The sequence below is a fragment of the Hyphomicrobium nitrativorans NL23 genome, assembly GCF_000503895.1.
GTDB lineage: Bacteria > Pseudomonadota > Alphaproteobacteria > Rhizobiales > Hyphomicrobiaceae > Hyphomicrobium_C > Hyphomicrobium_C nitrativorans.
Window position 1 is genome coordinate 2,620,814 of record NC_022997.1, and the last position, 26,634, is coordinate 2,647,447.

Annotated in this window: 32 protein-coding genes and 1 pseudogene; 14 read left to right on the forward strand and 19 right to left on the reverse strand. The window is 63.5% G+C overall.

The genetic code is table 11. From position 1 onward, the window contains the following. Nucleotides 1–6 precede the first annotated feature (6 nt). Both W911_RS12170 and W911_RS12175 read left to right on the forward strand, forming a co-directional pair. Nucleotides 7–675 carry a DUF1214 domain-containing protein gene (locus W911_RS12170; protein ID WP_081717722.1) on the forward strand — a complete coding sequence of 223 codons (669 nt, stop codon included), beginning with the start codon at nt 7–9 and terminating at the stop codon, nt 673–675. Nucleotides 676–677: 2 nt separating this feature from the next. Then, entirely contained in the window at nt 678–1,298 is a 621-nt protein-coding gene (locus tag W911_RS12175) for a hypothetical protein (protein WP_023787849.1), read from the forward strand. 448 nt (nt 1,299–1,746) lie between these two features. On the opposite strand, the gene W911_RS12185 is transcribed toward W911_RS12175, so the two are convergent. Then, nucleotides 1,747–1,938, reverse strand: a complete 192-nt coding sequence (locus W911_RS12185; protein WP_023787851.1) for a hypothetical protein — start codon at nt 1,936–1,938, stop codon at nt 1,747–1,749. Nucleotides 1,939–2,406: 468 nt separating this feature from the next. Here W911_RS12185 and W911_RS12190 point away from each other — a divergent pair, with 468 nt between their 5' ends. Both W911_RS12190 and W911_RS12195 read left to right on the forward strand, forming a co-directional pair. Then, nucleotides 2,407–2,688, forward strand: coding sequence for a type II toxin-antitoxin system RelE/ParE family toxin (locus tag W911_RS12190; protein WP_023787852.1), 282 nt, complete (start codon nt 2,407–2,409; stop codon nt 2,686–2,688). A gap of 15 nt (nt 2,689–2,703) precedes the next feature. Next, nucleotides 2,704–3,003: a HigA family addiction module antitoxin gene (locus tag W911_RS12195; RefSeq protein ID WP_023787853.1), complete on the forward strand. Its 300-nt coding sequence runs from the start codon at nt 2,704–2,706 to the stop codon at nt 3,001–3,003. Between the two features lie 94 nt (nt 3,004–3,097). On the opposite strand, the gene W911_RS12200 is transcribed toward W911_RS12195, so the two are convergent. Beyond that, on the reverse strand, nt 3,098–3,445 hold the full coding sequence (locus W911_RS12200; protein WP_023787854.1) for a DUF1491 family protein: 348 nt from the start codon (nt 3,443–3,445) through the stop codon (nt 3,098–3,100). A gap of 56 nt (nt 3,446–3,501) precedes the next feature. Beyond that, a complete protein-coding gene (locus W911_RS12205; RefSeq protein WP_023787855.1) occupies nt 3,502–4,197 on the reverse strand; it encodes a peptidoglycan-binding domain-containing protein in 696 nt (231 codons plus the stop codon). A gap of 291 nt (nt 4,198–4,488) precedes the next feature. On the opposite strand from W911_RS12205, the gene W911_RS12210 reads away from it, so the two are divergent. Together W911_RS12210 and W911_RS12215 are read left to right on the forward strand one after the other, a co-directional pair. Beyond that, nucleotides 4,489–4,839, forward strand: a complete 351-nt coding sequence (locus W911_RS12210) for a hypothetical protein (protein WP_023787856.1) — start codon at nt 4,489–4,491, stop codon at nt 4,837–4,839. A 142-nt stretch (nt 4,840–4,981) separates the two neighbouring features. Continuing rightward, nucleotides 4,982–5,410 carry a SufE family protein gene (locus tag W911_RS12215; protein WP_023787857.1) on the forward strand — a complete coding sequence of 143 codons (429 nt, stop codon included), beginning with the start codon at nt 4,982–4,984 and terminating at the stop codon, nt 5,408–5,410. 15 nt (nt 5,411–5,425) lie between these two features. On the opposite strand, the gene W911_RS12220 is transcribed toward W911_RS12215, so the two are convergent. After that, complete coding sequence (locus tag W911_RS12220; RefSeq protein ID WP_081717724.1) at nt 5,426–6,004, reverse strand: DUF6456 domain-containing protein; 579 nt, start codon at nt 6,002–6,004, stop codon at nt 5,426–5,428. 42 nt (nt 6,005–6,046) lie between these two features. Continuing rightward, nucleotides 6,047–6,544: a helix-turn-helix domain-containing protein gene (locus W911_RS17870; RefSeq protein ID WP_023787859.1), complete on the reverse strand. Its 498-nt coding sequence runs from the start codon at nt 6,542–6,544 to the stop codon at nt 6,047–6,049. Nucleotides 6,545–6,749: 205 nt separating this feature from the next. On the opposite strand from W911_RS17870, the gene W911_RS18485 reads away from it, so the two are divergent. Continuing rightward, on the forward strand, nt 6,750–7,082 hold the full coding sequence (locus W911_RS18485; protein WP_023787860.1) for a hypothetical protein: 333 nt from the start codon (nt 6,750–6,752) through the stop codon (nt 7,080–7,082). A 41-nt stretch (nt 7,083–7,123) separates the two neighbouring features. Here the strand turns inward: W911_RS18485 and W911_RS12235 are convergent, their stop codons facing one another. Further along, nucleotides 7,124–7,531, reverse strand: coding sequence for a Ros/MucR family transcriptional regulator (locus tag W911_RS12235; protein WP_023787861.1), 408 nt, complete (start codon nt 7,529–7,531; stop codon nt 7,124–7,126). Nucleotides 7,532–8,127: 596 nt separating this feature from the next. Here W911_RS12235 and W911_RS12240 point away from each other — a divergent pair. After that, nucleotides 8,128–10,236, forward strand: a complete 2,109-nt coding sequence (locus W911_RS12240) for a S9 family peptidase (protein ID WP_023787862.1) — start codon at nt 8,128–8,130, stop codon at nt 10,234–10,236. 188 nt (nt 10,237–10,424) lie between these two features. On the opposite strand, the gene W911_RS12245 is transcribed toward W911_RS12240, so the two are convergent. The 10 genes from W911_RS12245 to W911_RS12285 all read right to left on the reverse strand — a co-directional run bounded on the left by W911_RS12245 (nt 10,425) and on the right by W911_RS12285 (nt 18,660). After that, on the reverse strand, nt 10,425–11,129 hold the full coding sequence (locus W911_RS12245; RefSeq protein ID WP_041318629.1) for an NAD-dependent deacylase: 705 nt from the start codon (nt 11,127–11,129) through the stop codon (nt 10,425–10,427). A 43-nt stretch (nt 11,130–11,172) separates the two neighbouring features. Next, the gene (locus W911_RS12250) at nt 11,173–11,697 is read right to left on the reverse strand and encodes a hypothetical protein (protein WP_023787864.1); all 525 of its coding nucleotides are present in this window, start codon (nt 11,695–11,697) and stop codon (nt 11,173–11,175) included. A gap of 360 nt (nt 11,698–12,057) precedes the next feature. Beyond that, nucleotides 12,058–12,363 carry a hypothetical protein gene (locus W911_RS12255; protein ID WP_023787865.1) on the reverse strand — a complete coding sequence of 102 codons (306 nt, stop codon included), beginning with the start codon at nt 12,361–12,363 and terminating at the stop codon, nt 12,058–12,060. A 47-nt stretch (nt 12,364–12,410) separates the two neighbouring features. Beyond that, entirely contained in the window at nt 12,411–12,635 is a 225-nt protein-coding gene (locus W911_RS18185) for a hypothetical protein (RefSeq protein ID WP_144083589.1), read from the reverse strand. 45 nt (nt 12,636–12,680) lie between these two features. Beyond that, nucleotides 12,681–13,496, reverse strand: coding sequence for a quinoprotein dehydrogenase-associated SoxYZ-like carrier (locus W911_RS12260; protein ID WP_023787866.1), 816 nt, complete (start codon nt 13,494–13,496; stop codon nt 12,681–12,683). Between the two features lie 11 nt (nt 13,497–13,507). Next, nucleotides 13,508–13,936 (reverse strand): cytochrome c-550 PedF, encoded by a 429-nt coding sequence (gene pedF / locus W911_RS12265; RefSeq protein ID WP_041316522.1) that lies wholly within the window; start codon nt 13,934–13,936, stop codon nt 13,508–13,510. Between the two features lie 15 nt (nt 13,937–13,951). After that, entirely contained in the window at nt 13,952–14,440 is a 489-nt protein-coding gene (locus W911_RS12270) for a hypothetical protein (protein ID WP_144083590.1), read from the reverse strand. Then, nucleotides 14,398–15,090: a pentapeptide repeat-containing protein gene (locus tag W911_RS12275; RefSeq protein ID WP_023787869.1), complete on the reverse strand. Its 693-nt coding sequence runs from the start codon at nt 15,088–15,090 to the stop codon at nt 14,398–14,400. Before W911_RS12275 ends, W911_RS12270 begins: the two co-directional genes overlap by 43 nt. A 149-nt stretch (nt 15,091–15,239) precedes the next feature. Beyond that, complete coding sequence (locus tag W911_RS12280; RefSeq protein WP_023787870.1) at nt 15,240–17,147, reverse strand: methanol/ethanol family PQQ-dependent dehydrogenase; 1,908 nt, start codon at nt 17,145–17,147, stop codon at nt 15,240–15,242. 367 nt (nt 17,148–17,514) lie between these two features. After that, a complete protein-coding gene (locus W911_RS12285) occupies nt 17,515–18,660 on the reverse strand; it encodes a primase-like DNA-binding domain-containing protein (protein ID WP_041316525.1) in 1,146 nt (381 codons plus the stop codon). A gap of 953 nt (nt 18,661–19,613) precedes the next feature. Between W911_RS12285 and W911_RS12290 the strand changes: the two genes are divergently transcribed. Continuing rightward, complete coding sequence (locus W911_RS12290) at nt 19,614–20,855, forward strand: peptidoglycan-binding domain-containing protein (RefSeq protein WP_023787873.1); 1,242 nt, start codon at nt 19,614–19,616, stop codon at nt 20,853–20,855. A gap of 127 nt (nt 20,856–20,982) precedes the next feature. Here the strand turns inward: W911_RS12290 and cutA are convergent, their stop codons facing one another. Continuing rightward, nucleotides 20,983–21,315: a divalent-cation tolerance protein CutA gene (gene cutA, locus W911_RS12295; protein WP_023787874.1), complete on the reverse strand. Its 333-nt coding sequence runs from the start codon at nt 21,313–21,315 to the stop codon at nt 20,983–20,985. A gap of 132 nt (nt 21,316–21,447) precedes the next feature. Between cutA and W911_RS12300 the strand changes: the two genes are divergently transcribed. The 3 genes from W911_RS12300 to W911_RS17875 all read left to right on the forward strand — a co-directional run bounded on the left by W911_RS12300 (nt 21,448) and on the right by W911_RS17875 (nt 23,477). Beyond that, the gene (locus tag W911_RS12300) at nt 21,448–22,230 is read left to right on the forward strand and encodes an NAD kinase (protein ID WP_023787875.1); all 783 of its coding nucleotides are present in this window, start codon (nt 21,448–21,450) and stop codon (nt 22,228–22,230) included. A 189-nt stretch (nt 22,231–22,419) separates the two neighbouring features. Beyond that, a complete protein-coding gene (locus W911_RS12305; RefSeq protein WP_023787876.1) occupies nt 22,420–22,746 on the forward strand; it encodes a hypothetical protein in 327 nt (108 codons plus the stop codon). A gap of 560 nt (nt 22,747–23,306) precedes the next feature. Next, on the forward strand, nt 23,307–23,477 hold the full coding sequence (locus W911_RS17875; RefSeq protein ID WP_023787878.1) for a YegP family protein: 171 nt from the start codon (nt 23,307–23,309) through the stop codon (nt 23,475–23,477). A 497-nt stretch (nt 23,478–23,974) separates the two neighbouring features. Here W911_RS17875 and W911_RS12310 read toward each other — a convergent pair whose 3' ends face one another. Both W911_RS12310 and W911_RS18780 read right to left on the reverse strand, forming a co-directional pair. Further along, nucleotides 23,975–24,547 carry a nitroreductase family protein gene (locus tag W911_RS12310; RefSeq protein ID WP_023787879.1) on the reverse strand — a complete coding sequence of 191 codons (573 nt, stop codon included), beginning with the start codon at nt 24,545–24,547 and terminating at the stop codon, nt 23,975–23,977. Between the two features lie 92 nt (nt 24,548–24,639). Beyond that, a complete protein-coding gene (locus W911_RS18780) occupies nt 24,640–24,900 on the reverse strand; it encodes a hypothetical protein (RefSeq protein WP_244438517.1) in 261 nt (86 codons plus the stop codon). Here W911_RS18780 and W911_RS19035 point away from each other — a divergent pair. Beyond that, a pseudogene (locus W911_RS19035) lies at nt 24,794–25,222 on the forward strand (vWA domain-containing protein); the annotation flags it as partial. The gene W911_RS18780 and the pseudogene W911_RS19035 sit on opposite strands and share 107 nt — an antisense overlap. A 265-nt stretch (nt 25,223–25,487) precedes the next feature. Then, a complete protein-coding gene (locus tag W911_RS18195; RefSeq protein WP_041316530.1) occupies nt 25,488–26,621 on the forward strand; it encodes a hypothetical protein in 1,134 nt (377 codons plus the stop codon). Nucleotides 26,622–26,634 lie beyond the last annotated feature (13 nt).

Here is a 26,634-nt window from a genome sequence, read left to right on the forward strand (position 1 = left end):
GGCCTCATGCTTCGCTCCGGCGTCCTACGCTCACGTTCCGCCTCGAACCTGATGGGCTTCACGCTTCACCGGCTCAAGAAGCGTCTCGCCGCGGCCGTCGCCTACACGGCCGACTGGGCGCTCTTCATCGGCGTCGTACTCATCCTCGGCCTCGGCTCAAGCTGGTATATGATCGAACGCGGCTCGCCGCTCACGACGCTGACGGCCGGGCCTTGGGTGTCGTGGGTCTCGGCGGCGCGCGTCGATTCCGATCCTTACACGCGCGCGCACGAAGCCCGGCTCGGCATTCTCCCGCTCAGCACGGAAATCGCGCAGACCTTCATCGCACGGACCGACAGCGAGGGGCGCGCCCTCCATTCTTCATGCGATTACGCGGTCGAAGGCCACGAGCTACCCACCCATTGGTGGAGCCTCACCGTGTTCGATGCGCAGGGCCGTCTCATCCCCAACACGCTCGGCCGTTCCGCCTACACCAGCGATACGATGGCCATCCGCGGCAACGGCACGTTCCTCGCCACGCTGTCTCGCGACGCGCATCCCGGCAACTGGCTTCCGATTGGAGGCGCGGGGCGTCTCGCGCTTGTCTTCACGGTGCTCGATCACGGATCGCGCTCGCTTACGCAAGGCGAGGAGGTCGTGCCCTTCCTCCCCGCCGTCACGCGGAAGGATTGCTAGGAATGCTCAAAAAGCTCTGGGCCCGCGTGACGAATATCAACGTTCCCCTCGTGGCGGCCGCGCTTTTCGCCAGCGCGATCCTGCACATTCTCGCCACCCTCGCCACGCCGCTCTTCACGCCGACCTCGGCTTACGACCGCCTCGCGCGCGCGCTTCCCGCCAATACCATGCACCTCCTGCCCGAGGTGGCGCCGGGGGCCCAGCCACTGCCGTTCCTCTCGTCGGATGCCCGTTATGCCGTCTGCCATTTCGACACGTCCGACGGCGCCGTCTCGCTCTCGGCCGTTCTGCCGGAGCCTGGATGGATGCTGGCGCTCTATTCGCCCCAGGGCGAGGCGTTCTTCACATCCGTCGGCACGCCGGTGCGCCGCACCGAGGTGTCGCTCATGATCGTGCCGGGAGAGGACATATGGCGCATGGGCGCCCGCCCCACGGGCCTCGTCACCGGACTCACGAACCGCGGAACGCTGACCACGGTCTCGCGCGATTCGATGCTCACCATTCCCGCCAACGAGGGCATTGCCGTGCTCCGAGCGCCCGATCAGGGCGAAGCCTACCGCAACCGTACACTCGCCGAGTTGGGCCGGGCGCTGTGCGAGCCCAGCAAAGGCCGCACCTCGTAGAGTGTGATTGTTTCTGATTGAATTGAAATCACGCTCTACTTTTTTGATGAGACCGATGATTCACGCTTCAGGCTGACAGGGCCTGAAGCGATCATGGTCTAGGCTCCAAACCCAATCAGGATGGCATCACGACGCGAGGGCTTTTGTTCGGCTGGCAGGAGCGAGGTTGCAGCAAACCTCATGGTTTGCAAGACTTTGCGGCGTGCTGGAAGCACGCCTCCGGCATGAACCAGACGGGCAAAAGAGCCGCGCGGCTCCGCCGTGAGACAAGATTGATCGATGGCGGCGTCGTGCTGGAAGCACGCCTCCGGCATGAAGCGCTCGACCGATGCGTAGGCATCGCTCTTCGCGCTTCTCCTGGCCCTCGATCAATCTTATCTCATCGTGATGCCATCCTGATTGGGTTTGGAGCCTAGAGATCTCGAACGCTACGTGAGGGCTTTCGATCTCAGCCGTCGAGTTCGAGGCGATCGCGGCGCGCGCGACCACGCGGCTTCTGCGCCGGCTCCGCGTCTTCGGTCATCCGCTCGTAGCGGACGCCGGGGAAGAGAACGATGTCGGCCGTGCCTCTCGTCCCATCGGCCGTAGAGCGCGGCTTCGCATTCGCGGGCAGACTTCTGAACTCCAGAATACTGGCCATCGACGTGGCTCCTTATTCCGTGCGACCTCGTTTCCTCTCCCCTGTCGGGGGCCATTCGCTCCGACGTTTCTTTTCCTAGAGCCGTTCCGATTTTGGTGGAATCGCGGAACGGCTCTCGGCTTTTGTCTGGTCGTGCTTCTGATCGGCCATCGTGCGTTGCATGGCTCCGCCATGACCGGTTCCCACTTTTCCGGAAGCACTCCATCTAGCGGGTCAGACGATTTCGCTTCTGCTTCGGTTAACGAGATCTTAACGCGCGTTCCGTCGCCGACGAGAAACGCAGGGCGAGCACGTTGTTGCTCGATCGCGTTGTCCGCGTGCAACGCCAGCCGCGCGCCTGCCATGCCATCCCCCACACACTGCCGGACTGCCTTGGGGCAGCAAGATTGTATCTCCTGGTGATACATTATCTCTTGCGATTTCGTCCGTATCACGCGATGATACAATCCGGACGGAGAGGGACGCTCGATGATCAAGAGCTACCGGAACGCGATGACTGAGGCGGTCGCCAGGGGAAAAGCGCCGAAGGGCTTCCCGGCCGACCTCGCAAGGCGCGCACTTCTAAGGCTCTTGGCCCTGGATCACGCGAAGACCCTTGATGACCTTCGGAGCCCACCGGGAAACCGCCTCGAAGCTCTCAAAGGCGACCGCAAGGGGCAGCACTCGATCCGCATCAACGCCCAGTGGCGCATCTGTTTCGTGTGGACCGAAGCCGGACCGGAACAGGTTGAAATTGTCGATTACCATTGACGGAAGGAGCATCCGATGAACAAGAGCATCTTGCCTCCAATCCATCCCGGAGAATACTTGCGCGAGGAATTCCTTGTTCCGCTCAAATTGAGCCCCGGCGCCCTCGCAAAACGCCTCGGCGTACCCCGCACACGGATCGAGCGCATCGCTGCCGAACAGACTGGGATCACGACCGACACCGCGTTGCGTCTGGCGAAGTTCTTCAAGACCTCGCCTGAGTTCTGGATAAGTATGCAGACGGGCTACGATCTCAAGATCGCCGAGAAGGCGCTGAAAACGCAACTCGACCAGATCGAGGAGATGAGCGCGGCATAACGATCACTGGCGGCGAGGCACAAAAGCGCCTCGACATCGCGGTGTCCGATTCTTCGCGCGTTCGGTTCGCAACCCGGTACGTTGCCCAAAACCCTCACGCGTCCGTCAGCCAGCCTTCGAGGCCATGGGCGCCATTGCGGGATTCCACCTCCACGATCCAGAGATCGGGATCGGTACGCGCTTCGCGTTCCAGTGAGGCGTCGACTTCCATGTCGGCGCGCGCTTCGCCTTTGAAGTGGCCGACCCAGCGCCTGTCGGTCTCCGCGCCCGAGAGGCTCGCCGGCGCCGGGCCGAAGAGGCACGACGTGCCGTCAAGCAGATTGATCCGGATATAGATGGCGCCCGCGTCATCGTCTCCGTGACGCACGACATAGGCCTGCTGGCCCGCACTCGCGAGGCGGCGCACATAAGCCTTGACCCAGATCTCGGATTTGAGCCGCATCGCGTCCCGGTTTTGCGTTTCCGATGAAAACGGGCGGCGTGCGTCTTCTCAGACTATCACCGCTCCGCAGTGCGGAGCGCATCGCCGGCCAGCGTTGCAAGACGCGCCAGCAACTCGCCCGAGATGCGGCCCGTCTCGCGCAGGTTGCGCTCCGTTTCGAACTTCCGGATCGCACGTCTCGTCTCCTCGTTCAACCGGCCGTTGGGCACCGTCGTCATGTAGCCGAGCTGGCGGAACGCGTTCTGCACGGCCCGAATGACGGCCTCGGCCTCGGGCCCAGGCGCGGCCGGGCGGGTCCGATCAGCGGGGGCGATCTCCGCCGAGCCCAGCACGATGTGTTGTAGCAGCGCGTGGCGCGGCTCGCCGGTCAGGGGCAGGTTTGCGTCGCTTTCGTAAGCCATGATGGCGCCGCGCGTCACGAGACCCGGGACGCCATCCACGGCGCCCGTCTCGTATCCTTGCGCCTTGAGCTCGCGCTGGATCGCACGCGTCAGGTCGGAGGTGTCGCTCGCTCCGGCAAGCGGCCGCACGGCGCCCGTCTCGATGGCGAGCGGCGGCACGACGGCGTTCGGCGCCGCTGCGGACCGGCCGGATTGGGGCGTGCGCGCCGCCTCGACGACGCCGGGCTGACGCGCGCTATCGAGCCCTGCGATCTGCCGGCCCGGCGGTTGCAGGATGAACATGTTCGTCGCGAGGGCGCCCGTCAGCAGCGTGAAGGCGAGGACACCCAATCGTACAGAAGTCGGAGTCATTTTCGGCTTCGCTCCCGGTCCCAAGCCCCTTGGACCATGTCCCCAGTCCCCGGGAGAACCGCACCAGTGTTGCGGACACATTTTAAGATCCCGTTAACCCAGCACGCCTTGCCCGGCACGCGTCCTCTCCGAGATCGATAAAATTCGTCTCAGATTTTCGCTTAAGTTGCTTCAATGATTCCTTAAATTGACGGCTGTGAGGCCGGGCTTCCTCAAATCTTCTCCGGTAGCGTCGCAACCATCGGGGCCTCAAACGGCTTTCCCGAAGGTGTGTGACCGGAGTAACGCGGCATGTCCTTGTTCAGGATTGCGATTGTCCTCTCGCTCGGGGTGGCCGTGATGCCGTCCGACCGGGCGCAGCAAGAAGAGCTGTATACGCGCGCGGCCTCGGCCGCTCATTGGACGATGACCTTCTGCGACCGCAACGGGCGCACGTGTGAGGTCTCGGCCGGACTTTGGGATGCTTTCCTCAAGAAGGCCGAGTTCGCCGGGAAGCTGGTCTACGACGTGGCGCTCCATACCGCAGGGCCGGAGGACACGAGCCTCAAGGCGATCCCGGCTTCGTCCGAAGGGCGCGGCACGCTGAGCCCTCGGGATCTTGAGCCCGACTGGCGCGGTGCCCCGCAAGAGCACGGCATCTGAGCCTGCTTTCTCCTCAGGCGCGCGTCGTCACACCCGCGTCTAGCCCGGGTTTGAACCCTTGCTAACGCCACCTGCGGGCGCCTATGTCCTCCTATCGGCACGTGAGCGCCGCCTCGTCGCGATGCCCGGAGGACATCTGCCTATGACGCTTCAAAATCTCCAGTCGGACTTCGAACTTCTCGACGACTGGGAGGACCGTTACCGCTATATCATCGAGCTTGGCCGCACCTTGGCGCCCATGCCCGACGCCCTCAAGACGGAGGCCACGAAGGTCCGGGGGTGCACCAGCCAGGTGTGGCTCGTCAGCGAGACCGACGGTACCTCTGGCGAGGCGGAACCCACATTGCGGTTCATCGGCGACAGCGACGCCCACATCGTGCGCGGCCTGATCGCGATCCTTTTCGCGCTTTACGACGGCAAGCCCGCCAAGGACATTCTTTCCACCGAACCGGAAACCGTCTTCAACGCGCTCGGGCTCAAGGAGCACCTGACGCCCCAGCGCTCGAACGGTCTCGCATCGATGGTGGAGCGCATCCGGACGGACGCACGCGCGGCGCTTGAGATCGGCTGACGGCGCATCGTCTTGCTAACCTGCGTCGATCGCGGGGCGATAATCGTTGGCGCCCCAATGGCGGACACGTGCCGTGCGCGGCGCGGCTGGAGCCTCGCTTATCAAGCCATAATGCCGGGCGAGTGCGGAGAGCGCGATGCCGAGCACGAGTTTCGCCGACCGCTGCGGCCAGCGCGCGCGCCGTTCGATCTCCTCCAGGCCATTCAGGTGTCCGCACACGTCGATCAGGATGCCGGCAAGTTCCGGGCCGACCGCGTCGAGCGCGCGCCGCACACGTTCGGCCGCAGCGATCACGTTATCGGCCTGATCCGCCGCGTGTGCCCCACGCCGTCCGCTGCCGGTTGACGCGGTGACGCTCCAACTCTGGGTGACATTCGGCGACATCTGCGCAAACCAGAAATCGGCGCGCAACCGTTCTCCTGCATTGAACTCGGCTTCCCCGATCAGCGGATTGCCGTCGCGGTCGCGCCGGTTGAAGAGCCACGCAAGCGGGCTTTCCGACGCGTTCCTGCCGGGCCCGACACGATCGGCAAGAGGCGCGCGGACTTTTCGCGCCCGTTTGGGGCGCATTTCGGCTGGTGTCGACCGTGTCATGGAAAACGCTCCCTCTCATTGATGAGATCGATGGTTCACGCGTCAGGCTGAATTGAAACTCGCCATCGAAAGCGACTGCCCCACCATCGCGGGCACGATCCATTCCATAAGCTCAAGCGCGCGGTCGAACACCGGGTCGTCGCGCTTGTCTTCGACGACGGCGCACGCGTGTGCGACGGTGGTGCGGTCGCGCGCGAAAATCTGCCCCACTTGCGTGAGGCTCAAGCCGCACGCCACATGCGCGACATACATGGCGACCTGACGCGCGAGCGCGACAGGCGCCTTTCCGCGCGAGGGCTTTGAGAGATCGGCCTGCGGTACGCCGAAGATGTCGCCGATCGCCCCTTCGATGATACGCCGCAGCCTTGCGGCTTCGCCGGCCGACGGCCTGCCCTGAGGCGCCGGTGCGCCGCAGCGCCAATTCTCCCATCCGCTCGCCCGCCCGCGTCCGAACCACGGCTCGACAGCGTCGCCGTCGATGTCGCGAAAGAGCGCGTGAAGGGTGGAATGGCCTTGCTCGATACCGGATCTGAGGCTCATGCGATCCTCGTGTTGGACCTTGCGGCCACCGCATTCTTTCTACGGATCATAGGCACGGATGCGTGCGGCCTGGAGCCAAACCTACCGGAGCGGTGAACGGCGAGGATAAGTCGGTGGCCTCAGCAACGCGCAGCGGCACCCTCGCCAATCCCCGCCTCTGCGTTGCATGGGACAGTGTCCCTCGCTCCGAGGAGACGCTCTGCCGATGCGTTCCGAATTTCGTGCCCGCTTATCCGATGTCGATACGCAACGGTCCGTGGAGGAGCGCGCTGACGAACTCGCCCGCCTCGTCCCGCTCTGGCCGTCGGAGATTGCGGATACCTCGCGGGCAGGCCGAACGCGGATCGTCGCGAAGCTCTACCGGGCGCTCAAAGCCGAACGCCAGCGCGGGGTCGGTGGACATTGGACTTACGACCTTGCACGCCATGCCGCCCTCCTCGCCGCGTGGCGACGGGAGCGCGCCGCGTTGGCCCTGCATGATGCTGCAAATCGGTGCGGCGCGCGCAAGCCGCAAAGAAAACGGGCGCCGGCCCGTTAAGCCGACGCCCGCATATCCTTGCCCGATCGCACCCTACACGCTTACTTCTCGCGGCGCGTGCCAAGTCCCATCTTCTTGGCGAGGTCGGAGCGCGCACGCGCGTAGTTGGGCGCCACCATCGGGTAATCGTGCGGCAGGCCCCACTTCTCGCGGTATTCCTCCGGCGAGAGATTGTAATGCGTGCGGAGATGGCGCTTCAGGGATTTGAACTTCTTGCCGTCCTCCAGGCAGACGATGTGGTCGGGCATCACCGACTTCTTCACCGGCACCTTCGGCTTCAATTCCTCACGCTCGGGCTGCGGGCTCGAACCCGTCGCACGGCTCAGGGCGGCGTGCGTTTCGTTGATGAGTTGCGGCACGTTTTCCGCGCCGATCGTATTGTTGCTTACGAACGCCGACACGATCTTCGCTGTCAGCTCGACCAACTCCGGCCGGCTACCCTCTTCCATCGATCAATCCTTCCCAAGCATCCCACGCCTCTGCGCAGACGCCGAAACCTTTGCTATGCGAAGTCGAACTCAAGGCTAACGCAGTCTTCCTGCCTCATCCTCAAGCTCACTTGAATATGAACGTGCTATCGACCCTTGGGCTTGTTCTGCCGTCGAGCATTCCGGCTTTTGACGACTTTGGACAACATTCCCCGTTAGATGTCAACGACCTCCGCCGCAATCTTGGTCAATGCCTAACTTCCGGCTATTTGAATGTCGGCGCGACAATGTGGGGTTTTTTGCCATCCACACTTCGTGCACGCGGATCTCTCAAGCTTAAATGCCGCACAAACTGGCCCATCTCTAATAAATCCCGCGCGGTTTGCGCCGGAGTACCGCGAAGTCCTTGGTAAATTTTCTTTATGTCACGGGATTGCCGTCTCTTGCCTCGCACCAACTTGAGGGCGCGGCAGAGTGTTGCTGAGCCGCATGACACCTTTCGGTGGGCCTGGGTCATGCCTATTTGACAAGCTTGGCGCTCCCGGCCGAAACATGCGGGGAGCCCGAACGCCGTTTCCGGCGACTCCTTTCGCAACTCCAGTCAAAAGGTCCCCGCCATGCATGGGCCCACTTCGCGCGTCCTCCTGTCCGCGCCACCCCAGGCCGCGCGCAAGCCTGTCACCACAGTCCGCCATGGGATCTCGCTCATCGACGACTACGCCTGGCTGCGGGCGGCCAACTGGCAGGACGTGATGCGCGACCCGGCTATCCTGGAGCCGGAGATCCGCGCCTATCTGGAAGCGGAAAACGCCTACACCGCAGATGCCCTCGCCGACACGCGGGGCCTTCAGGACACTCTGTTCACGGAGATGAAGGCCCGTCTGAAACCGGACGATTGGACGGTGCCGAGCCCTGACGGGCCCTATGCCTATTTCTCGAACTATGTGACGGGCGGTCAGTATCCGCGCCTGTGCCGCATGCCGCGCGAGGGCGGCGCGGAAGAGGTTCTGCTCGACGGCAACGCCGAAGCCGAGGGCAAGCCTTACTGGGATCTCGGCGCGGCGACGCACAGCCCCGACCATCGTCTCCTCGCCTACGCCGTCGACGACAAGGGCTCGGAACTCTACACGATCCGTGTGCGCGATCTCGCGACGGGCCGCGATCTTCCCGACACCATCCCCGACACGCGCGGCGACGTGGTGTGGGCCAACGACGGGCATACACTTCTCTACGTGCGCCTCGATGCGCATCATCGCCCGCGCGTGGTCTATCGCCATCGCCTCGGCACACCGGCCTCCGACGACGTACTCGTCTATACCGAGACCGACAGCGGCTTCTCCATCGCGCTTGGAAAAACGCTCTCGTCGCGTTTTCTGATACTCGACACGCACGACCACCAGACGAGCGAGATCCATCTTCTCGACGCCGACAATCCCGACCAGACACCGATGGTCGTCGAGCCGCGGCGGCAGGGGCACGAGTACAGCGTCGATCACCATGGCGACCGCCTCTTCATCCTGACCAATTCGGAAGGCGCGGAAGATTTTCGTATCTGCGAAGCGCCCGTCGCTGCGCCCGGCTTCGCCAACTGGCGTGAGGTCGTCCCGCATCGCCCCGGCCGGCTGATCCTGGATACGGCCGCCTACAAGGACCACATCGTTCGCCTCGAACGGGAGGACAGCCTGCCGCGCATCGTGATCCGCACCATCGCGGACGGCAGCGAGCACGCGATCGCGTTCGACGAAGACGCGTATGCGCTCGGCATGGCCGAGGGCTACGAGTTCGACACCACGTCGCTGCGGTTCGTCTACTCCTCGATGACGACGCCCGCCGAGACCTACGATTACGACATGGCCGCGCGCACGCGTGTCCTGCGCAAGCGCCAGGAGGTGCCGTCGGGGCACGAGCCTTCGGACTACGTCACGCGCCGGCTGTTCGCGCCTGCCGCAGACGGCGAAACCGTTCCCGTCTCGCTGCTCTATCGCCGCGATACGCCGCTCGACGGCTCGGCGCCGCTCTTTCTTTACGGTTACGGATCCTACGGCATCTCGATCCCAGCTTCGTTTTCCACCGCACGCCTCTCGCTCGTGGACCGCGGCTTCATCTTCGCCATCGCGCATGTGCGCGGCGGCCGGGATAAAGGCTATCGCTGGTATACCGACGGCAAGCACAAAAAGAAACTGAACACCTTCACCGACTTCATCGCTGCGGGCGAGCATCTCGTCCAGAAGGGTTTCACGCAGCGCGGGCGCATCGTCGCCAACGGGGGCTCGGCGGGAGGGATGCTAATGGGCGTGGTCGCCAACAGGGCGCCCGACCTTTTTCTCGGCATCATCGCCGACGTGCCATTCGTCGACGTGCTCAACACCATGCTCGACAAAGACCTTCCCCTCACGCCCCCCGAATGGCCGGAGTGGGGGAACCCGATCGAGAGCGCTGAAGATTTCGAGATCATCCGCTCCTACAGCCCCTACGACAACGTGGAGGCCAAGTCCTATCCGCACATCTTCGCCTATGGCGGGCTCACCGATCCGCGCGTCACCTACTGGGAGCCCGCGAAGTGGATTGCGAAACTGCGCCAGCTTAACACGAGCGATAACCTCGTGCTGCTGAAGACGAACATGGAAGCCGGACACGGCGGGGCGTCCGGCCGTTACGAGCGGCTGCGGGAGGTCGCGCTCGACTATGCGTTTGCGATAAAAATTGCGGGCCGAGGAGAGGCGTAGGCTCCCGAAGCCGTGCCAGACGTGTCATCCCGGCCAAGTTGACCCCGGCCTTGAGCCGGGGAAACGCCGAGCCGGGACCCAGGAAAAGCTTCTATCGCGAATTGTTGCGTCTTCGACGACTTTGACGCTGGCTCCCGGATAAGGCTCCGCTGACGCTCCGCCTTTCCGGGATGATAGAGGGTGTGCGATCAGCTCTCCGAGAGCAGCTTCGCCACGTACGCAGGAACGATCTCGGTTGCGCGGCCGTAAACGGCTTCTGCAAACAGCGGCTGTCCTTCGGACGGTTCGAGATTGAGTTCCACCGTATGCGCACCGGCGGCGCGCGCCTCCGCGACGAAGCCTGCTGCCGGATAGACGTTGCCACTCGTTCCGATTGAAATGAAAAGATCGGCCGCTGCGAGCAACTCGGCGATCCGCTCCATGTGATAGGGCATCTCGCCGAACCACACGACATCAGGGCGCATGAAACCCTGTTCACCGCACGCACGGCACGTGGCGGCAAGCGAAAGATCTTCATGGCACGATACGCTCGTGCCGCACGCGCCGCAGAGCGCGCGAAACAGCTCGCCATGCATGTGGATCAGGTTGCGGCTCCCGGCCTCCTCGTGCAGAGCATCCACATTCTGCGTGACGACCCACACATCGCCCGCATGCTCTCGTTCGAGGGTCGCCAGCGCATGGTGCGCCGCATTCGCGCGCACATCCGCGTGAGCCTTGCGGCGCAAATTGTAGAATTCATGCAAGCGCACGGGATTGCGCGCGAACCCTTCGGGCGTCGCGACTTCGCGGTAATCGTATTGCGCCCAGATGCCGCCTTTGTCGCGAAACGTCGGGACGCCGGACTCGGCAGAGAGCCCGGCGCCCGTGAGGACAACGATGGACGCGCGTTTCATGGCTCCGTTCTGACACGCGAGCCCGCGCATGGCCAGCGGCAGCCTACTTCTTCTTGACGTCGACCTTGAAAGAAATCTCCGCCTTCTTGCGCTCGGTGCCTGCGCGCGTGATCGTGGCGCCGCACTTGTAGCTCTGAGCGAAGCCGTCGAGCTTGCAGGAGCGCGTATCGACGGTGAAGTCGAGATCGCGTTTGTTCGGCAGGCGGTTGATGTCGATCGGATCGTCGACCGAGACGTCTTTGTCGATCAGCTCCAGCTTGACCTTGTGTACGCCGGGTTTGACCTCTTTGGACAGCTTCCAGTCGGGCTTTACCTCGGCTTTGTCGCTGATCACGGCCGTCTGCTGGCTTGCCCCGTCGATGGTGACGCGTGCGAAGAAGTCACCGGCCGACAGTTCGTCCGCACGGTCGAGCGCCTTGAAGCGCGTCACGGTTACGGTGATCTCGTGCTTCGCGGCCTGGGCACCGGCTTCCGTCGGCTGAAGCGCCGCGGCGGCCCATGCGATTGCTGCAAACCCAGCCCCCGCCGCACAAACGCGTGCGGCTCTTTCAAAACATGCTCTCAACATATGTCTCTCCCCAAGAAAGTCGTGTGACAGGACCCAACGGCGCTGCCTGGCCAGATCGCTCCGCCCGGCGGAAGCCCACGCGCGGCCCGCCCAGGCAAGCTAGCAGGAAAGAGAAACCCGCAAAGTGCCCTCCGTATTCATCCGAAGCCGGACGTTGCTCTTCAGTGACATGACGAATGCCGCCGCGGATGGCGCACGATGCCCGGTCCCGATCTCTTTGTCTGGCCGACCAAGCTGTTAGCCTCGTTTCCGCTCGCTCTGACAACCTCGCCGCGAAGTTTGCCCACGTTCGAAAAAAGACGGGGACACTGGGTCGTGCGGCTTGCGGACGCGCGCATCCGGCGCGCACGACCGGCCATCTTATTCACGGTTTTCCGGGCGCATGAGCTTCAGGCTGTCGAACGTTTTGGGCGCCGTTTCGATTTTGCAGGAGCGGTCGTCGGCGATGTCCGTGCAGGTTACGACGATGCCGTCCGGATAGGCGGACACGTTGCGGCAGAGCGCCTTGAATCGCCGCGTGCTTTCCGTCGGCGGCGGCAGGCGTTCCAACTGGTCTACACCGCAGGAGGTATCGAGATAAAGGAGGCGGCGGATCATGTAGTCGTGTATTTCCGCGGACGCGCTGGCTGGTGCGGCAAGCCCCAGTACGACGGCCGCGAGCCGCATCCCTTCCGCTTTTGCGGGCCCACGCCGCCGTGCTCTAGGCTGCGTACTCATAAATGGATGGGCATTGACGCGAGGACTTTCGTGCTTCCGGCAGGAGCGAAAGCGCAGCAAACCTCGATGGTTTGCAAGCTTTCGCGACGAACCGGCAGTGCGAAAGGACCGCGCCCCTTCGGGGTGAGCCAAGACAAGCCAATGGCGGCGTCAAACCGCTTGCCCGATGCGTAGGCATCGCGCTGCGCGCTTTTCCTGGCCTTTGGCTTGTCTTGACTCATCAATGTCCCATCCATTTATGAGTACGCAGCCTAGCACTCAACGCCTCAGTGCTCCCCATTCGCGCGGAAGACACCGCCTTCCGTGTCGCGCGCGACGAGACGGAGGGTCGTGCGCTCGCGGCCGGCAAAGCTCAGGCGAAAGTGCGGATCCTCCGAGATGGCAATGCCGCTCTCGATGGACACGAGATCTTCGTCGCCGATCCGGACGTCGACATGCTCTACGAAATGCGCGGGCGCGAACGCGTTGGTGCGCGTGTCGATCTGCATGCCGGAGAAGTTCGGGTGGCGAATATTGATCACCAGCTCGCTCCAGGCCTCGCCACGCGTCGCGTCCTCGCCAACCCTGAACCTCGTCTTGCCGAGGCCGGCCAATGCCTCGTCCATATCCTTGAGGGACGCGGACGTGCAGCCTCCGGCCGCGGCGACGAACTGGCTCGCCTCGTACAGGCGGCCATCGCCGGTTTCGAGAACGACGCGGACGTTGCTCATGTTTTCAAGGCGAACCCGTGTCTCGATGGTGCGGTCACCGATGTCGCCGCCGGCGCGATACGACTGGCCGAAGCGGAACACCGCCGCAACCGGCGCCGGGTTCTCGTCGACGATCAGGGTGAGCGTCTGCGCTTTTGCGACGACATCGCCCGCGACAAACATGCGGATCGGAACAAGCGCGGCATCGTCCGCCCGGCGTGGGGCGAACAGCTTCACCGCTTCGCCGCCGCTTTCGATCGCGCGTTCCTGATAGAGACCGGCGCGTATCCCGGCCCATGAGCTGTCGTCGGCTCGCGCGATATGAGCCGCCATCCCTGCGGAAACCAAAAGAAACGCTGCGAACGTACCGGCGCGGCCGACCACACTCTGCATAACACCCTCCCCTATTCGGACTGAGCGTCGATGTAGGTGCGGATGGCCCAGATGGCCTCCTGGCTCAAAAGCCCGTCGAACGGCGGCATCTTTACGCTGTCGCCCGTCTTCGCTCCGCCCAGGACACGCGACGTGAACCATGCGTCGTCCATTTCCGTCTCGCCGAGAAGGCGCAGGTCCGGCGCCATGCCGCCGGACTTGACGTCAAGGCCGTGGCAACGGGCGCAGTTGGAATTGTAGCCGCGGGCGCCGATCTCGATGGCACGATCGTGTTCGGGCCCCGCTTCGCGATACGGGTTGGTTACGCGCCAATCGTCTCCCAGCGGCGTGAGGCCGGTGGTATCGACAGGCTGAGGGGCGCCGTCGCCATGCGCCAGCGCCTGATGGCCTGGCGCCGCGATCAAGCAGGCCATGGCAAGGAAAAGAGCTCGTAACGTCATTGGGCTTCCTCGTCGTCAATTGATGCGGGTTTCGTTGATCGGCTCAAGCCATATCCGCCAAGACTCGCTGCCGTTGATGTCGAGCACGTAGGTGCCGGGGCTCTCGATGCGGTAGGTGGCTTCTCCGCCGCCGCCGAGATGAAGATTTTGGAGAACCTCGCCGTCTGCGCTTTTGAGATAGAGGACGAAAATCGCGCCATCGCTCTGGAAGCGGAGGACGGCTGGACCGTCGATTTCGAACGGGTCGGTGACGCGGCCCAGGCGGCCGGAGAAGCGCGGCGCAGACAGGCGCACAACTTCACGGTCGTAGCAGGCAAGGCGTCCTGCATCGTCCGCGACGTTGCGGCAGGCGCGCAAAGCGTCGTGCGCTTCCGTCGCGGCACCCGCCTGCGTCGCGAGCAGCGACATCGTGAGGCCGAGCCCGAACGCCGAGAGCCGGCTTACGGTCGACGCCGTGCGTATCATCGCGCGGCCTGCGATGGCGTCGGGTGATCTTGCTCCCATGTCTTGGTGCCCCTCTGCCACGTGTGCGGGCAGCCCTCGCACCCTTCCATGTAGGCGTCCTGGAAGATGGCGAAGCGGATTTTCGCGCCGTCAAAGACGGCATTGGACAGATCGGCCTCGTAGAATTTCGTTTCCATCACGTCGGTGTTGACGAACCGCGCGCGGCTGAAATTCGCCCCTTTCGCCATCGCCTTTTCCAGCGTTGCCGCGGTCAGATCGGCTTCGGATAGGTTCGCCTTCGCCATGCGCGTGAAGGAGAGGTCGGCGCCGCGCAGCGACGCCCGCATCAACTTCACTGTGCCCATGAACGCGGTCTTCAAGTTTGCGCCGTCGAGATTGGCGCTCGAAAGATCGGCGCCTTGCAGATTGGCGTGCGTGAGATTGGCGCGCGCAAGGTTGGCGCCTTTCAAGCTCGCGCCTTCGAGGTTGGCTTGCCTGAGATCGACATGGCGTAGGTCGACGCCGTCGCAATTCGTCTTCGGCGCGATCGTGCAGCCGTTCTCGATCCAAGGATCGGGGCGTTCTTCCGTATTGTGGATGACGGGATAGTCGGTTGCGGCCGCTTCAAGCGTTCCGGCCGCCATCATCGATGCGACGGCCAGGACCGGCAGCACGAGGCCGGGAAGCAAACGTTTCGAATGCGCGAGCATGATCTCTCCCAGAAGCAGGCAATGCCCCCTGACAAAAGCCAAAGGGGCAGCCGACTCAGGTTCGTGGGTCGAAGCCGGCTGCCCAAGGTGCGCGAGCGGAATCTCTGGAGGAGAGGAAGGGAGCCGCTCGCGCTCTTGATTGCGAAAGATCAGTCGTTCGCGGCCGTACGTTGCGGCACCTCGAACACCCAGAACGAACCGCCCTGGCTGACCTGCTTCGTCATGTCGGCCATGTCACCGCCCCAGAGCGGCACCGCACCGCCGTAGCCCGAGGCCAGACCGATGTACTGCTTGCCGTCCAGCTCCCAGGTGATGGGCTGCGAGACGACGCCCGAACCGGTCTGGAACTTCCAGAGTTCCTTGCCGTCCTTGGCATCGAACGCCTTCACGTAGCCGTCGCTGGTGCCGGTGAGAACGAAGCCGCCCTTGGTGACGAGCGTGCCGGCCCAAAGCGGCATCTCTTCCAGGTGCTCCCAGACGATCTTGCCGTTCGTGGGATCGACCGCGCGCAGCGCGCCGATGTGGGTATCGAACAGGCGCTTGATGCGGAAGCCCTGGCCAAGATATGCGGCACCCTTCTTGTAGGTGACGTTCTCGGTCCAATAGTCCTCGGTCCAGTCGTTGGCCGGGATATAGAACAGCTTCGTATCCTGGCTGTAAGCCATCGGCATCCAGTTCGTACCGCCGAGGAACGGCGGCGTGACCTGGATCACAGCACCCTTGTCCTCACCCGCCGCCGGTGCGGGCGGACGCTGGCCTTCGACCTCGTTCGGACGGCCTGTTGCGATGTCCCAATCCGTGGCCCACGTGATGTCGCGGACGAACGGATAGATGCCGATCGCGGTGCCTTCCTGCTTGTGGATCTTGCCGTCGCGTGCCGCGAGCTTGTCGATGTCGGTGACATAGAAGAAGCCGTTGCGGTCGGCGTGAGCGCCAGCGCGGATGGTCTGGCCGTCTTTTTCCATGTCGAACAGCGTGATCGGGTTGTTGCCCGAGTAGTCCCACGCGTCGTTCGGCGTGTGCGAGAAGAAGCCGACCGGCTCGCCTGTCGACGGCTCGACATAGACCTGGCCCGACGTGAAGAGGCTGTCGTAGGGCTTCCAGTCGCCGTTCGGACCCGAGCGATAGTGATGGTTCCACGGCGCGGGGTTTCCGGTGCCGATGACGATGGTGTTGGTCTTGACGTCGTAGGTGGCGCTCTGCCACGGCGCGCCGCCGCCCTGATGCCAGGCCTCGACCTTGGTGCCGTCTTCGTTGTTCGGCCACGACGGCGCGGCGGCATCGCCGACCGTTCCGACTTCCTCGCCGTTCAGCCGGCGCTTGTGACCCTCGACGAGCGGGAGCATCCAGATTTCCTTGCCGGTGTCCGGATCGCGCGCATAGAGGCGGCCGACGACGCCGAACTCGTCACCCGACGAGCCGTGGATAAGGAGCGTCTTCCCCGTCTTCTGGTCCTGGATGATGTTGGGGGCGCCCGTCATCGTGTAGCCGGCGGTATGGTCTTCGAACTTCTCGAACCACACGACCTTGCCGGTCTTCCTGTCGAGCGCGACGATGCCAGCGTCCAGCGTGCCCATGTAGAACTTGTCGCCGTAGAGCGCGCCGCCACGATTGACGACGTCGCAGCAGGGACGGATGTCGTCCGGCAGGCGGTGGGTGTAGCTCCACAGGCGCTTGCCCGTTTTCGCGTCGAGTGCAAACGCGCGCGAATAGGAGGCGGTGACGTAGATCACGCCGTCGTGGACGAGCGCCTGCGTCTCCTGTCCGCGCTGCTTCTCGTCACCGAACGAGAACGACCACGCGGGCTTCATCTGTGCGATATTCTCGGTGTTGATCTGATCGAGCGCGCTGTAGCGATGGTTGCGCACGCCCATGCCCCAGCTCACGACGTCGTTCGTCGTAGCTTCGTCGTTGACGATGTCGTCCCAGGTCACGGCCTTGGTGCCGACCTCGTTGGCGACAGCCGTGAGGCTCGTGGAAAATGCGGCGATCGCGACGGTCGATGCGGCGGCAAAAAGCGTCGCGCGGACGCCCCAGCCGGGGTGTCTACGTTGCATGGCGTCTTCTCCCAAATACGGTTTTTATCAGCGGCTTTCGCCACCTGGTCGGACACTCGAAATTTCGCGAACGACTGTCCATTCGCCTTTTGGCGAAACAACTCCAATTTCATTGGCGATATAGACTAATGTCTATGGAGTTTTTTCTTATAACTCCCCGTGATGCCGAGATTTATTCCCGATTTATTTCAGATGATTTCTACGCAATCTCGTCCTCCTCCCGCGCGCGCTGCCGAAGCCCCCGGACGGGGCTCCGTGCCGGTGAAGCCGAGTGTCTTTCCAACAAAAAAAGCCGCCCAGATTCGCTGGACGGCTCACAAAAAAAGAAGGGCCCGGTGAGGGCCCTTCCTGAATTCTCTTACCTATCCTAGGCGGCTTCGGCGCGTAAGGCCGTCAGCTTCTTATCCTCCTCAAGGTCGAGATCGGATTTCAGTGCAATTCCAACGTATCTTACGCCGTCCTTTTTCTTAACTTTCTGAATTCCGAACTCGGCAATCTCACGTCCAAATGTTGGAAGTGCTAGAGGCTCCTTCTGACGTTCTTCACACCACACGCAGTAGGCTTCGTATAGGGATGTTGCAGAGACGGTATGTCCGTCCTGACTGTCGACACTCTCCTTGTAGAACCGCTGGACGTCCGTCTCGGGGACCAGCAGTTTCTGAGGCTGGGCAGGCAACGAACGATTGTCGTTGGCGCCAGAACGCGGCTTTCTGATTGCAACGACCTCTTCTTCAGGGGCCGCCACCGCTGCCGCAGCGGTGCTCGCCATCGGCGCCATCGCGGGCGCGGACGGGGCTTCACGATCGTACAGGCGCCACTGGCTGAACGCGACGTACATGCCAAAGATGGAACCCACTTCCAGGAGCAGCGCGATGAACATGGTCATCGCCATTTGGACCTGCTCGGTTTCAAAGCCTGTGATCTTCGCAAGCACCGTGGCCTGCGGATCGGCTTCCGTCATGACCGTCATCTGATCGGTCTGCTCAAGCTTGCCTTGGATCTCCCGGATGCGGGATTCCAGCTCTTGAGCCTGCTGGCCGGATGCCATTTCGGCAGTCAGGCCATGGAAGGACTGGCAGAACGTGCGGCTCGCAGGCCGGGTCGCGTCTGTGCAGCCCTTGGTCGAAGTCCAGGCGCGCTGGCTCTTCATCGCTTCGATTTCGCCCTGTACCGTAGCTGCGGGGCGATGCTGAGGAATCCAGGACAGCTGGTCCTGGGCGCGCTTCAGGTCGGCCCGGTGATCTTGGTACACCTGCGCTTCGGCGGCGCGGTTACCGGCGGTATCGAACCGGTTCAGCGCGGCGTGGCCCAGCGACGAGGTCAGCGAATAGGCCGTGACGACGACGCCCAGAATGGCGGCGGCGGCGGCCTGAGACCACATTTTGCTTCGAATAGCGGCGAAAAGAAAAAACGGAATCAGTGCCTTGAGGCAGTCCGCTGCGGCGGACGCCGCACCATAGATCTGTCCATCAAGCTCGGTTCGTCCGAGGCTGATGCCGAAACGCCAGTTCATCGTAGCCGATACGACAAGTAGTACGCCGGCTGCGAGAACACCCAACACGCCTAGAGCATGTCTCATTGCCCTCTCCTTTGAGTGGTCCGCGCCGCCCGAATGGCGGCCAGGAACGGACCCCAAGCAGTTTTTGGATCTGGAGGGAAAACAGACCGGACAGCTCCGACGCCGGACAATGTTGCCGACTGGTAGCGCATCTTCCTCGCCTGTTGAGCTAGAACCACCCCCCAAGGCGGTTCATCAGGATCGGTCGACGCCGCCCCCCGGCGGACAACCCGAAAGCTGAACCCGCGAACGCCGCGATCGTTTGTGCACAGGTGACACCGCCGCTCGATGCCAGTGTGCAAAACTTAAGCGTACGTCAGCGAACAACACGCAGAACACATCCCTCGGGCCATACGCTAGCGCGATTCGAGCTGAACGCATCCACCTTTCGTTAAGAGAATCAGTTCGCTAGGCTGGACGCCGAAAAACGCTCTGCCAAAGTGCATCCCGTGTGGCGCTTCTGCACACCCATCTCATCCACATGAGGAACGGCGTTTATGCACTGCTTGTTCGCGGAATTGCGTGCAAAATCCACAGGCTATCCACGACTCACCCGCCGGCCTCTCTCCTCGTGTCTTCTGCGGGCTGCGGGGATCGATACGGCGGAACGCCTCCGTGGCAAGCGGATCGGCGTTCACGCAGCGCGTCCTGCGCGACACAGAGCAAGAGAAAGTCGAGGGTGCGGAGAGAGGCTTTCTTCTGGAGCCGACGTGGGACACGACGATTTACGTTAGCGACTTCGCCTTCGGCATGGTCCTCAGCACTAAGCTTTGTTAAACTTCCTCCCATCGGAGGGCTCCAGCCCCTGACGACGTCGGGCATCGAAAGGGTGGCATCGGAGTTCCGCAGGCGAGCGTTGTGGCCTCTCAGCAGACGTTGTTGGGCTTGCCTTGTTACGGAGTCGTGTCATGCGATGGTATCTCGGCTACCCGGTCCTTGCCGCCGGTCTCGTCTTCGGAGCCCAAACTCTCTTTCCCAGAGACATCGACGAACTCGCGCTGCCCGCAACCACCCTCGGCCAAAATCCGGGGGCGGAACGATCGGCTGCGGTGAGCACACTTGAGCGCACCTCCGAAGAGAAGGCGACCGTACCCGTTTCCGCAATGGTCGTGTTGGCGTCAGAAGCGCGGCAGGCCCCGCCACGGTCGCGGCTCGCGGCGTTCTCGCCCGGTCCACGTCTTCTCGACGCCGAGCTGCCGCCACCTGCTCCCGGCATGTTCGATTTCATCGCGCGAAGTTTCGCAGCGGTTGCGCCGCAGCCTGCCGTGACGCTCACGGCCTCAGTCGAGCCCGTGGCCACCGGCTCCTGGAAGAGCGCGGTTGTGCAGGTGAAGGCCGATACCCCCGTTAAGACGAAGCCGACGGGCGACGCGCAGAAAGCTCTGCTCGCCCGCGATATCCAGCGCGAATTGCAGCGTGTCGGCTGCTATGTCGGGGAGATCGACGGACTCTGGGGGCCGGGATCGCAGCGCGCGGTGATAGCGTTTATGGAGCGCGTCAACGCCATCCTGCCCGTCGACGAGCCCGACGTGTTCATGCTGTCTCTGCTCGCGACCGAGACCAATGCGGTCTGCGGCGCCACGTGTCCGCACGGGCAGGTTCTCTCGACGGGTGGGCGCTGCCTGCCGACCACACTGCTGGCTCACGACGACAGTCTGGAACCGCGCCTGGCGCGGGGGCCGGTGCTTGCGGCACGGACACGCCGCGATGCATCGGAACCGGCCACCACGATGCAGGATCCCGGCGAGACCGCAGAAACCACGGTTGCCGCCGCGACGCCGCCGAGCCGCCCGCCGCCACTCTATGGACGCATGGGCATTGGCGGACCACGGCCTGGAGACGAGGTTTTGCCGGCCGCGCATACGCAGACCGCAACTCTGCCCATCGGCTCGAACAGGCTTCATCGCACCGCCTCGCTCGAACCCTCGCTTGCGATCGACGTCGTGGGCGACGCGCCGGGTGAGGCCATCCGTCCGGTCACCCACGTCGTTCCGGAGCCAGGGATGGCGGACCCGATCGTCACGCCGCGCCGCCAGGCGCGGGAGCGGGCGGCCGAGCGTCCCAGGGCCGTCAAATCGTCTCGGAAGAACTGGCGGAGCAATTACCGGCAGGTGCAGCGTCTCTTCGAGCATCCGCTCGGGCGGATGTAAGTTTTTTTGACTGACACAAGCTGCGAGAAGCTTCCGACATTCAGGGTTGTGCTTTGTGGATGACCGGCGCAGTCTGTGCGGAGCATGGCTTCGCCAAGACGCTCCCGGCGCTATCGTTCTGCAGTCTCTATAGGCCTGCGGTCTGAGCCGCGATCCAGGCGAGATAGTCGGCCGATCCGCCCTCGACGGGGAGGATCAGCAGGGCCGGCGTTTCGTAAGAATGACGCACGCGGATCTCCTCCATCGCCCTGTCGGCCAAGGCGCGGCGCGTCTTGACGATCATGACCGCCTCGGCATCACGCTGGCGGGCGCCCTCCCACATGTAGATCGACGTCATCCCCTGCAAGATGTTGACGCAGGCGGCGAGCCCGGCATCGACCAGGGCTGCGCCCACCTGCTCGGCGGCTTCGGGGCTCGGAAACGTCGTATAGACGAGAACGGCCTTGTCGTTTTCCTGCAAGTAAGCAAGCCTCCTCTAAGCGGTGTCGATCCTGGCCCGATTCGGTCTAAGCTCAGCGCTTGCGCGCATGGCGGGCGCGTACCTCTGCTCACGTCACGCAGCAGCTCAGCTTCGGCACGCCCATGGCGGATCATGGCAAAATCCAAGACGAAATTCGAGAAAATCGCCTTCGTTGCGAGTGAAGTCTCCGAAGCGCGCGAGGCGCTTTTGCGCCTTAGCGACCGCTACGGCGCCGTCGAGCCCTCGGAGGCCGATGCCATCGTGGCGCTTGGCGGCGACGGGCTGATGCTCGCCACGCTTCACCGCTTCATGAACGACCGCATTCCGATCTACGGCATGAACCGGGGATCGGTCGGCTTCCTCATGAACGAATATCGGGAAGACGATCTGCTGGAGCGCCTGGCTGCCGCGGAAATGAGCCGGGTTCATCCGCTCTCGATGGTCGCTTACGACGCGCAGGGCAAAGCGAGCAAAGCGCTGGCAATCAACGAGGTTTCGCTGTTCCGCGAACGCTACCAAGCGGCAAAGCTCCGGATCTCGATCGACGGCAAGGTGCGGATGGAGGAGTTGATCTGCGACGGCGTACTCGTGGCGACACCTGCCGGCTCCACGGCTTACAATCTCTCCGCGTACGGGCCGATTCTGCCGATCAACGCGCAGTTGCTGGCGCTCACGCCGATCAGTCCGTTCCGCCCGCGGCGGTGGCGCGGGGCGCTGCTCCCCAACAAGGCGCAGATCAGCATCTCGGCGCTCGAACACGAAAAGCGGCCGGTGAGCGCGGTGGCGGACGCGAACGAGATGCGCAACGTGGTGCGGGTCGATATCGAGCAGGCGCGCACCATCGACCTCTTCATGATGTTCGATACCGGCCATAACCTCGACGAGCGCATTCTCGCGGAACAGTTCCGATATTGACGGATGCCATTGGCAAGGATCGGACATTTCGGCGAAATTTTCTATTTCCATCGCCGTCGATGTTTTCAGCCAATGCTAACCACATTGGCGCTGAAATAATTTGTGTTCTGCGCAAATCGGAAAATGGCCTATAGTCCACCCCAAGGGGGCACCTGGTGATATAAAAACAATCGCTAAGGAGTCCGGCTTATGAAACGCTCCATCACGTCCACCCTTGCAATCTTTGCCGCCGTCGGCGCCCTGTCGACTGTCGCCATCGCAACCGATCGCCCCACGCAGAAGGGGCCGCCCCAGACCATGGGCGACGAAGGTAAACTCCCCGCCAGCCAAACACTGACGAACAAGGTTCCAGATATGGTGGGACCGGACACTGGCGCCACCGGCACAAGCACGGGAACCAGCGGATCGTCCTCACCCAAAGGGCCTGCTCACCGCATGGGCGACGAAGCGGGCAAGCTTCCCGCTACGGGCACCGTGAGCGGCGCGGTTCCGAACGTTCGGGGCCCTTCGCAATAAGTTCGACGTCACAGTTCGAAATACAAAATCGTTTGCCCCATCTCCGAAATTTTCATTCGGGGATGGGGCGCAATCCTGTGTGTTTTCTTCTTTCTATTCGGATCGACTTTTTTCATCGCGAAGACACCAGAGCGTGAACCATTCGACAGGCCGTTACGCGGCGAATGACGGCAAGTGCAACGTCACCACGCGGAGTCGTTCTTCGCGGGAAGCGGCTGACCTACCAGCCAAAAAAGCAGACAGAATACACTTAGGCAAAAGGACCCGCGACTCCACAGATTGCGCAGACGGAGGACTTCCCTCGCAACCTAGAATCGTGGCAGGAGCGATGATGCAGCGTTCCGCATCCAAGTCGCTGCGATGGCGAGGGGGCTTAGGGCAGCGGGGATATTCGCGACCAGCACGCCGTCATATGACGCGAAGGCAAGCCTTGCAAGGCGGGCTTTGGCGTCGGCTTCGTCTGTAGCCTTGATCTCCAACATCCATTCCGAACCATCGTGTCGATATGAGAACAGGTGCGTTTGCATTTTTGTCATGCCATGTGAAAGGAGTGAAAACTCATGGCGTACAAGGTCTACAAGGACGCCAACGGCCATTGGCGCTGGCGCTTGGTGGCAGCCAATAACCGCATCATCGCCAACTCTGGTGAAGGTTATTGGAACAAGACCGATTGCTATGCGGCGATCAATCTCGTGAAGGGATCATCTACCGCACCGGTTTACGAAATCTAAACCGGCATCGGGAAACCAAGGGCTTCACTTGACGGTTCGACCCTTGGCTCCCTCACCAGAAGAACGGGCGTCGCGCTTGCGTGCGGCGCCCATTTTCATTTCACCGCGCGGCTCCACATGGGCTGATGCCCAGGGCAGGATTATGCATCCCACTCCATCGGGTTTGATTCCCAACGGCTTCACACCACATGAATCTGATTTTTATTGTTGCAGATCAACTCATCGGTCGCAAGCGTGCGACAGATGCGGTTAAAATCGCATTAAGCAGCGCTGCAATCTGCTTCATGGCTTTGTCTCCGAAAGGCAGTTCGCCGTAACCCTCGCGAACCGCCAGTTGACCCCGTAGAGACGCGCTCCTGTCGGACATTTCCGACGAATGCCTAACTGGCATACGCGATTCGCGTTGCGTGCAACACCTCGTGCCAGCCTCATCCGCACGGCCGCAAGCCTTGTGCAAGCCTCAGCGCAGTACGTCACGTATATAATTTCCGCACGTCTCATTTTTCCCAGCGCGTCACTACGGTATCGAGGCTCGGCCGATCCCGTTCCTCCGGCTTTTCCTTGGGCGTGCCGATGTGCACGAAGCCCGCGATGCGCTCGTTCTCCGCAAGACCAAAACGCGCACGCACGATGGGGCTGTAGGCGATCCATTCGGTGAGCCACGACGTGCCGTAGCCCAGCGCATTGGCCGCGAGGCAGAGATTGAAACACGCGGCACCGGCGGAGAGGATCTGCTCCCACTCGGGCGCGCCCGGGCGCGGCGTGACGCGGGAGACGACGGCCACCACGAGCGGCGCCCGCTGGAAGCGGTTGCGCTCGGTTTCGAGGCGGAAGGCCGACGGCGGCTCCTTTTCCTCGGCCGCGCACGCCTCCGCGAAAACTTCGCCCGCAGCAGCGCGCGCTTCGTCCTCGAACACGATAAAGCGCCAGGGCACGAGCTTCTTATGATCCGGCACGCGCGCTGCCACCGTCAAAATGCGGTCCAGCTCGGCGCCGGTCGGCGCCGGCTCTGCGAGCCTGTCCGGCTTGACGGAGCGGCGGGTGGCGAGACGATCGATCATCGCAGTCATACGGTTCTATTCCTCGGAAAATACGTGAGAGGGGCCTCCCGCCGGCCTCGCTATCGCAAGTGCCTGTCTGTTACAATCCTTCGTGTTGCAGTCTAAAAACGGATTCCCTCCTCGATGCCGGTCTTCACGCGCCTCACCTGCCCGCTGATCGCTCTCGCAGCGCTTCTCGCTTTCCCCCTGCCCTCGTCGGCGACGGAAACCGACGGGACCGGGCCTGCCGTCGTCGTCTTCGACGGGTCGGGCTCGATGTGGGGCCAGATCGGCACCGAGCGGCCGCCGAAGTACGAATTGGCGCGCGGAGCTTTGCGGGAGACGCTCTCCACGCTCTCGCCGCGGGTTGAACTCGGCCTCATGGCGTTCGGCCATCGCCGTCGCGGAGATTGCAGCGATGTCGAGGTGCTGGCTTCGCCCGCCCCCAATGCGACAGAGCGCGTGCTGACCGCCGCCGACCGTATCAGCCCGCGCGGCCGCGGACCGCTGACACAGGCGCTGCGCGGTGCGGCAAGCCAAATTCCGGCCGACCGCTCCGGCAGCATCATCGCCATTCACGACGGGCCCGACAATTGCTCGCAGGATCCGTGCGCCGCCGCGCGCGAGATCGCCGCCTCTCACCCGAAGACACGTGTATTTATGATCGGCTTCGGTCTTGCGCGAGCCGACGCCCAGCGCCTCGCGTGCGTGGCGGATGCGACGGGAGGCCGTGTGTTCGAGACACAGGATTCGGCGAGCCTCGGCGCCGCGCTCTCCGAAGCCCTGACGCTCGCGGGCCTTGCACGGGTCGATCCCGCAACCGGCGTCGCCGTGCCCGCGCCTCAGGCTGCGACGCCTCCCAAAGCGGCAGGCGCGCCGGGTCTTCGGCTTTCCGCTTCGCTCGCGGCCGGCGGGCCAACGGTCAGCCAGCCCGTCGACTGGACGATTGCGAAAAGCGAGCGCGCCGGATGTGGCGGTTGCCACGGGGCGCGGTGCCGAGTTCGCAACGGAACTGGACCCCGGCTCCTATGTGGTCACGGCCAAGCTCGGACGCGCCTCGGCGCAGCAGACGGCGGAGGTCACGGACGGGGGGCCAGTCGATGTGCAAGTCGGGCTCGGGGCCGGAGCGCTCAGGCTCGCGGTCAAGGCAGACCGCGACGGCACGCCCCTGACCCGTCCCCTCATCACGGTCTATGCCAAAGACACGGACGAAGCGCCGGGGCGGCATCCGGTATGGATCGGACGCGATGCGGGCGCGGAGCTGGTGCTTCCGTCAGGGGATTATGCGGTTCGGATCGAGGACGGGTTCGTCAGCGAGACGGCCGACGTGTCTCTTGCGGAAGGAGTCAGCGTGGATGTCGCCCCTGTTCTAGGCGCGGGCACACTCGAACTCGCCGCCGTCTCGGCCACCAGCGACGAGCCGCTCGAAGAGATCATCTACGTCATCGAGGAAGACGATCCGTTCTCGCCGCAGGGCCGGCGCGAGGTGGCGCGTTCCGCCGATCCCTCCGCCGCGTTCACGCTGCCGGCCGGGACCTACTACGTCGCGGCGCGGTCCGGCGCGCTCGAAACGCACGAGCGCATCGCGCTCGGCAGCGGCGACGTCGTGCGGCATGTCGCAGTGTTCAACATCGTCAAGCTCACCGTCTCGGCCCTCGTGACGCCTCCCTTCGCGGACGGCGGCGCAGGCGGTCGGCCGGTCGTCATCCGCATCCTGAACCCGGACCGGCCCGAGCAAGAGATCGTGCGCGCCAACTCCGAGACGGGCGTGTTCCACCTGCCACCGGGCCGGTACCGGGTCGAAGCCGCGATCAGCGGAAAGACCATCCGCGCGACCGGCAGCGTCGATCTCGCCGCCGGGCGAGACGTCACCGCGGAAATCCGGCTCGAGTCCGGCGAGGTCAATATCGCCAACGCCGGTACGGCCCGACATTGGCGCATCAAGGACGGCGAAGGCCGCACGGTGATGCATTCCGGCCCGGGCATGACCACCACGGCGCGTCTCGCACCGGGCCGCTACGAGTTCATCGCTGACGGCGCAGCACCGCAGGCGTTCGATCTCGCAGCCGGGGCACGCCAGGACCTGAACCTTGCGCACCCCTAGGCTCCAAACTCAC